Here is a 6,589-nt window from a genome sequence, read left to right as displayed (position 1 = left end):
AATATATAGAATACTATATAAAATGCTCAGTTATTACTGTAGAATAGAAATATAAACATTATTTTTATCAATATGTTTATATTAAATACATATCATTACGTATAAGAACTAAAAAGGAGATAAAAATGAGAAAATTTTTAGGGATTTTATTAATTATGATTATTGTTGGGTTAACAGGTTGTTCACATCATTCTGATTCTAACAAGTCCTCTTCTAAGAAATCAGAGAATAAAACGGATGTTGCGACGAAGTATTCAGAAGAAGATAGTAAAAAAGATCAATATAAGAAGCTAGAAAAAGAGGCTAAAGGATTAAAGCAAGTTCCTATTTTAGATAAATTAGATCCTTTGATGACTGAAAAGACATTTACTAATAAGACAGGGATGCAAGGTTGGAAAGATTATAAGAAATTATCGGATAAGGTCACATTAGCTGATTTAAAATACACAGAGGAATCTGAAGGTTCATCACTTGAAGAAGTAGATAAATTTTTTAAAGATAAAAAGGGTGTCAAACGAAAAGTAATGAAAGACCCTGATAAAGATGTTAAACATATTGATTATTTATATATTGATCGACATGGTAAGAAAATTGGGAATACGGATGAACCAGAAAATTATTCTCAAATCATGGCTACGTTCAAAAAAGATAAATTGATTGCTCTATCAAATCAACCTGGATTGTTTCATATGAGCCCCAAGGACCAAATTGCTAAAAAAGATTTAATTAAAGTTAAAGAATTAAAAGATATCACAAAGTTAAAGAATCCTAAGGCAATTTCGTATAGTATCGTTCAAGTGAAATATAAAGGTAAGCCTTATACTGATTTTTCAGTGTTAGGTAATGGTTCTGACTCAGATAAAGATGCTGCAGATGCTATTTTAGCTTATTACTTATTCTCACCAGTAGAATTAGATGGTAAAAACCATAAAGTACTAAATGTAAGTTCAGCTCCATTTATGAGTGCACAAGCTGACTTTTCAACATATCAACTTGAAGTATTTAAAAAAGTAGCAGAAGAAGAAGAAGAAGAAAAATATATGAGCGATAATTAGAGTATACGGATAAATTAAAAATAATTTAGCTGTCAGTGTCTTATCATTTTTAAGATTTTAATCTTTGCTTGTATATTTAGAGATAATTTAAACAAATAGCCACTCTTTCTAACGTCTATAAAGACGTAGAGAGAGTGGTTTGTTATTAATATAAATTTTATCCACTACTTAATTCAATGACATCTAAATCTGGCAAATGTTTATTTTCGTTCATCATATTTGCCTCCAGCAATAGAAATTTCCTCGCTTTCAGACTTTAAACGCCCATGCCCATCAATCTTTGTTGGAGATACGTTATCTTTGTAAAATCTTACGAATTTCTTACCAGGATATAATTTCATTACGTTATTTATAGGTTTTTGTAAGTTCCAAACATAATCTGCAATCTTGTCTCTATTTTCATTATCTTTGTAATATGCAATAAAATCAGACTCTGCTTGTTTTTTTATTTCAGGATGTTTCGCTAGTAAGCTATCAAATTGTTGATTAAATTCTTGACCGTTCATCTTCATTATTGGTTTGAATTCTTTCTTAAACTTGTCCAATCCTTCAATACCAGAAGTATTAAAGTTTAAGTATTGTTTTGTAACTCCATTAAATTCCTGCTTTTTTTGAAGTTTTGTATTCATGGCATAATAACCGTTTTTTTCAACTTCGTGTTTAAACTTGTGGCGTGCTTGTTCAATGTCATTTTCATAACGTTTATACATCATTGCGGCAACCGCGACAGAGGTTTCATTGTCATGACCAGGTGTGAAGGTGGTGATAGTTAATCCATTATCAGACTCGACGAATATTAATCTTAATTGAAAAGGAACATCGTAATCTACAGTTCCAACTACTACTAGACCATCAGTTTTACTTTTTTCACTGAATCCTGAAGAATTGGTATAAGCATCGACCAAATTAATTTTACAATTTAACCCAAATGTGTCTTTTACATACTTTTTATACTGCTTCTTGGCTTTATCTTTATATTTTTCTTTAAATTCCTCGTTGCGCTTTTTATGTTCACCAATGTACTTACCGTCATAGCTTTTAACACTCACTTTTTTTGGAATATCTTTTGTTTGATCTTTATCCATGAAGGAACAACCCTCTAAAATCATTGATGCACACAATACTACGGTAATAAGTTTTTTCATAACTTAATATCTCCTCTGTCATGAGTAGCTTAACATATAATTAGTAATATATTATAAAAGATAAAATGTTTAAATATAATATTATTATAACTTAGTATTGAGTATATTGACTATTATTTTTAAAGATTAGGAAAATTATATTGAGTTATGTACCAAACTAACCACATTTAAGTGAAGTTTAATTATTTTTAATAACTGGTGACTGGCGATACAATGAGGACAAAATTTATTCGAAGGAGTTTGTAATGATGGTGGATATGAATATCTTTGATCAACAATTTTGGAAAGACGCTTGGGATAATGATCCTAATACTCAAGATAAAAGGATGAAACGTGCAGGTTTAGGAAATCCTGATGCACCAGGATTTGAAAAATGGGCTGAGAACTTCAATAAAAATTCGTTTACGGAAGAAAGTCAGAAACGTACAAAGCGTATTATGTCATGGATTGAGAACCAAACGGGCGCATTTAAAAACTTAAGTATATTAGATGTAGGTGCTGCTTCAGGAGTATTTAGTATTCCTTTCGCAAAAGAGGGGGCTAAAGTTACGAGTCTCGAACCATCAACTGTATTACATGAGATGTTAAAAGATAATGCACAGCATTATGATGCTTCAATTAAGACGATAAATCAGTCATTTGAATCAATATCAGCTTCAGATTTAAATAATGTAGACTTTGTCTTTGCATCTATGTGTCCAGCAGTAACAACTTGGGAAGCGGTTCAAAAAGCCATTGATATCGCAAATCAGTTTGTTTATGTGAGTTTAATAGCAGGACCTAAAGAAAACTCAATTGTAGATGAGGTGACTGCATTTTTAGAAATGAAACCATCACCCATGACAGCCGATATGTATTATTTAATGCAACTACTATATTGTAATAACTATACGTATGAGACATTAATTGAACACCACACTCAGCATACTGAAAAAAGTGTTGAAGAAGTCATGCAACAATTACCATCATGGTTAAAAGAAGTAGAAATTGAAATAGATCATCAACAAATGGAAAGTATTGAACAATACTTACAAGATAAATATGGAGATAACGTCCCATTAACGACAGGTGGTAAATTTGGGAAGGTATTAATACATCTTTAAAATTTAAAAATATATAGAGTGAATCGAAATACTGTTCTGACAACATTTATGTGAACAGTATTTCTTTTTTTATAATTTGTTTCGATATATCGTTGAAATATTTCGATATATCGCTTAATATAATGATATATCGAAATGATAATTAAAGAAAGGTGATATTTATGTTCAGAAGAAGACCAGAAATGATGAGACAACATATTGAAAAATTTGAAGGATTTGATTTTGGAAGAGGCGCTGCTGGCTTTGGTGGTCCAAGAGGTGGCGGTCGAGATCGCTTTTTCAAAAAAGGAAATTTACAATTTGTCATTCTTAAAATGTTGAAAGAAGAATCTAGACATGGTTATCAAATTATTAAAGATTTAGAAGAACGTTTCAAAGGATTTTATGCACCGAGTCCTGGTTCAGTTTATCCCATTTTACAAATGTTAGAGGATAGAGAATTTGTTTCTATTTCTAAAGACGGGAAAAAGAAAGTGTATTCAATAACTGAAGAAGGCGAAAAATTCTTGGATGAAAATATTGATAATGATGTGTTTACTCAAAGAAAGGAACAATTCCAAAATATTGATTTTGAACAATTGAAAGCTTCTCGTGAACAATTACATGAAGTATTTCAAGGTTTTATGAAAGCAAGTCAACGCGCTTTACAAGATGAAGAATTGAAAAAAGAGTTTGATCAATTTGTAGAAGAAACAAAAGAACGTTTGAAAAAATTTTCCGAATAAAAATAGATAATGGAGGGTTTTGGAATGAATATAAAAGATGTTAAAAAGGTAGGTATTATTGGTGGAGGACCTGGAGGATTGATGTTAGGTCTTCTATTACAACAACAAGGGTTCGAGGTTTCTATATTTGAAAAAGCTGGGTTAGATATTAATAGAGACCGTGGTGGATCATTAGATATACACGAAGAAAGTGGACAGTTACCATTGAAAGAAGCGGGTATGATTCATCGATTTAGAGAACTTGCACGTTTTGAAGGCGAAGATACACGCGTATTAGATAAAGATGGGAAAGTGTATTATGAAGAAATTGCTGACCCGGAAGTTGAAGGTGGTCGTCCAGAGATTGATCGTGGTGAACTTTGCGATATCATTAGTGAACAATTAAAAGAGGGCACTGTCGTATATGGCAAAACGTTTGAATCGCTTACTCGATTAGATGATGGACAAGTTAAAGTTTCATTCGTTGAAGGAGACACAGCTACGTTTGATTTCGTGGTAGGTGCTGATGGGGCATTTTCAAAAGTGAGACCTTATTTAGCAAATGTGGACGTTGAGTATAATGGTATTTCAATGGTGGAACTGAATGTAGAGGATGTGTATAATCAACATCCTGATTTGGCTGAGTTTAATAAACACGGTAAAATGATGGCATTTGGTGACCACAAAGCGATACTCGGCCAAGTGAATGGCGATGGCAGAATTAAAGTATATATGTCATATCAAATGGATTATGATGAATTTGATAAATTTAAAGGGATGAACAAGTCAGTAATTAAAGAACAGTTATTGAACGATTTCGGAGATTGGCATCCATAATTAAAAAAATATATTGAATATGCAGGCGATGATATATTATTACGTCGCATATATAAATTACCTATTGGTTTTAAATGGGAAAATCAACCTAATGTTACTTTAATTGGAGATGCAGCACATCTTATGAGTCCATTTGCGGGCGAAGGCGTGAATATGGCATTTTACGATGCGTATTTATTAGCTGAAGCGCTTAAAGAAAATGACGAGTTGCAGCTGGCTTTAAAAGAATACGAAGACAATATGTATGAAGCATCAGAACAAAGTGCGCGTGAGTCTCAAGCTAACTTGGAAGAAATGTTTGGTGACAATGCTGCACAAAAATTTGGAGATTTCTTTAATCAAATAGGTGAGTTATTTGAAGAACATCAATCACATAAATAAATAGATATTTAAAAATGCCGGCTGGTTGTCTTGAACCAGTCGGCATTTCATGTACTTCCGAACGAGGAAATAATTTAACTTCGCCGGAAAGATAGACGGGCTACGAAAAGCAGGTTTTTCGGCAGAAATACTCAAAGTTCGACAAAACTTGAGAAACAGTTTTGCTCACTTTTCGATTCTGCTCAAAACCTAAGCGCTTTTCTTCGCACCTTAATTTTTATTTACTGATGCGTCGTAGATTGAGTCTACAGCGTCACCTAATGCTTTATCGAATTCTTCTTGTGATTGGCTAGCACGTAAGTCACTAGCTAATGCACGGGAGAAGCTTGCGATTAATTCATCGTTTTCTTTTAATAATTTGTTAGCTTCATCTCTGCTGTAACCACCAGATAATACAACTACACGTACAACGTTTGGATGTTCAGCTAATTCTTTATATAAGTTAGGTTCAGTAGGAATAGTTAATTTTAACATTACAAGTTGATCATCATTTAATGAATCTAAGCCTTTTTTGATTTCAGCTTTTAATACTTTTTCAATTTCAGCTTTATCTTTAGCATTAATGTTAACTTCTGGTTCAATGATTGGTACTAAACCTTTAGCAATGATTTTTTTAGCGAATTCAAATTGTTGTTCAACAACATCTTTGATACCTTGTTCGTTTAATTCTAAGATGTTAGAACGCATTTTAGTACCGAAGATATGACGTTCGTTGGCACGGTCTAATGTTTCGTCTAAGTCATTGATTGGTTTCATTAATTGAACACCGTTTTGTTGTTCAGCAAGACCTTTATCAACTTTTAAGAAAGGAACAATGCCTTTGTCTGCTAAGTAGTCACCAGTGTATTTACCTTCAACTTCGCGATCCATTGTTTGTTCGAAGAGAATGGCACCTAAGATTTTATCAGGTGAAAATGAAGGTGAAGTCACCACGCGCGTACGCATATCGTGAACAAGTTGGAACATCTCATCTTCATTGCTATATTGGTCTTCATTAACGCCATATTCTTTAAGCGCTTTAGGTGTACTACCGCCACTTTGGTCTAACGCAGCGATAAACCCTTTACCATTAGTCATTTTTTCTAATTGTTCATTATTCATACTTTCCACTCCTTAACATAACTTTCACTTACAGTATGATAAAAATTATATTTTATCTCAAGTTTTTCAACTCGAAATTTATGTGAAACTGTCTTGAATCGTGTATGAAGTCATAAATTTGACGAAAATTAGAATTATATTGATGGCAATGTAAAAAGATGGACATAAATTAATTGAGAGCCGTACACACGTTTTAATTCAATTTTCAAAATAGTATGTTATTCTATGTTTATAAATAATCATTAATAATATAAATATATTAC

General features: G+C 32.2%; 5 protein-coding genes and 1 pseudogene. 4 read left to right on the top strand and 2 right to left on the bottom strand.

Features of this window, described 5'->3' with window-relative positions:
• The first annotated feature begins 125 nt into the window (after positions 1-125).
• Positions 126-1,055: a hypothetical protein gene (locus tag CD155_RS11815; protein ID WP_103213418.1), complete on the top strand. Its 930-nt coding sequence runs from the start codon at positions 126-128 to the stop codon at positions 1,053-1,055.
• A gap of 200 nt (positions 1,056-1,255) precedes the next feature.
• Here CD155_RS11815 and CD155_RS11810 read toward each other — a convergent pair whose 3' ends face one another.
• Positions 1,256-2,200, bottom strand: a complete 945-nt coding sequence (locus CD155_RS11810; protein WP_103213417.1) for a hypothetical protein — start codon at positions 2,198-2,200, stop codon at positions 1,256-1,258.
• A 248-nt stretch (positions 2,201-2,448) separates the two neighbouring features.
• Between CD155_RS11810 and CD155_RS11805 the strand changes: the two genes are divergently transcribed.
• From CD155_RS11805 to CD155_RS11795, 3 genes and pseudogenes are all read left to right on the top strand, one after another.
• On the top strand, positions 2,449-3,303 hold the full coding sequence (locus CD155_RS11805; protein WP_103213416.1) for a class I SAM-dependent methyltransferase: 855 nt from the start codon (positions 2,449-2,451) through the stop codon (positions 3,301-3,303).
• A 161-nt stretch (positions 3,304-3,464) separates the two neighbouring features.
• Positions 3,465-4,028, top strand: coding sequence for a PadR family transcriptional regulator (locus tag CD155_RS11800; protein ID WP_103213415.1), 564 nt, complete (start codon positions 3,465-3,467; stop codon positions 4,026-4,028).
• Between the two features lie 24 nt (positions 4,029-4,052).
• A pseudogene (locus tag CD155_RS11795) lies at positions 4,053-5,225 on the top strand (FAD-dependent oxidoreductase).
• Positions 5,226-5,435: 210 nt separating this feature from the next.
• On the opposite strand, the gene CD155_RS11790 reads toward CD155_RS11795, so the two are convergent.
• Positions 5,436-6,326, bottom strand: coding sequence for a fructose bisphosphate aldolase (locus CD155_RS11790; protein WP_103213414.1), 891 nt, complete (start codon positions 6,324-6,326; stop codon positions 5,436-5,438).
• Between the last annotated feature and the right edge of the window lie 263 nt (positions 6,327-6,589).

This window comes from Staphylococcus caprae, assembly GCF_002902725.1.
GTDB lineage: Bacteria > Bacillota > Bacilli > Staphylococcales > Staphylococcaceae > Staphylococcus > Staphylococcus caprae.
This window is presented reverse-complemented; position numbering and strand designations above follow the sequence as displayed.